Origin of the sequence: Kitasatospora putterlickiae (genome assembly GCF_039527695.1) — a bacterium.
GTDB lineage: Bacteria > Actinomycetota > Actinomycetes > Streptomycetales > Streptomycetaceae > Kitasatospora > Kitasatospora putterlickiae.
The window spans coordinates 1-344 of record NZ_BAAAKJ010000559.1 but is presented as its reverse complement, the minus strand read 5'-3'; the positions used below and the strand labels follow the sequence as shown (position 1 = coordinate 344).

The 344-nt window shown below is 78.2% G+C and carries 1 pseudogene; it reads left to right on the top strand.

Annotated elements, in window-relative coordinates:
- Positions 1-279, top strand: a pseudogene (locus tag ABD308_RS39330) (hypothetical protein); the annotation flags it as partial.
- Between the last annotated feature and the right edge of the window lie 65 nt (positions 280-344).

Below are 344 nucleotides of genomic sequence, written 5' to 3'. Positions count from 1 at the left end.
GTGCTGCTCGTCGGCGTCTGGACCAGGGTCTCCGCCGACTACGGCCTCTCCGTCCTCGGCGTCGGCCTCGGCGAAGGCGGCCTGGGCGACCTCCTGAACTCCGTCCTCGGCCCCGCCCTCGCCCCGGCGGGCCCCGCCACCGCCCTCGCCGGCGGCACCCTCACCCTCGACCCGTACCTGTGGACCCTGATCCCACTGGCCGCCGGCTGGGGCCTGCTCGCCGGCGCCCTCGGCGCCCTCGCCGCCGGCGGCCTCCCCCGCCGCGACGAACCGAGGTGATTCGCTGGCGCTCGCCTTCGCCTGGGGGCGGTCGGCTTCGCTGGCGCTCGCCTTCGCCTGGGGGC